Origin of the sequence: Bradyrhizobium uaiense (genome assembly GCF_010811875.1) — a bacterium.
GTDB lineage: Bacteria > Pseudomonadota > Alphaproteobacteria > Rhizobiales > Xanthobacteraceae > Bradyrhizobium > Bradyrhizobium uaiense.
This window is the reverse complement of the sequence record NZ_VKHP01001147.1, coordinates 1-230: the sequence shown is the minus strand read 5'-3', so window position 1 is coordinate 230 and position 230 is coordinate 1. Positions and strand designations below refer to the sequence as shown.

Here is a 230-nt window from a genome sequence, read left to right as displayed (position 1 = left end):
CCTTGTGACCAAGCTTGGAAAGCTCCCGCGCCCAATATTGCGAAGCCCCGCAAGCCTCCATCCCGATCACGGTCGGCGGCAATTTGGCGAAGAACTCCAGCATCTGCTTGCGCGACAGCTTCTTGCGCAGCACCACCTCCTCCGCCGCATCAACCCCATGCAGCACAAAAATATACTTCGACGTATCCATCCCAATGCGGATAATCTCTCTCACGGACGGCTCCCTTGTC

1 pseudogene is annotated in these 230 nt (G+C 57.4%); it reads right to left on the bottom strand.

From position 1 onward, the window contains the following. Positions 1-214, bottom strand: a pseudogene (locus tag FNJ47_RS49120) (IS110 family transposase); the annotation flags it as partial. Positions 215-230: the final 16 nt, after the last annotated feature.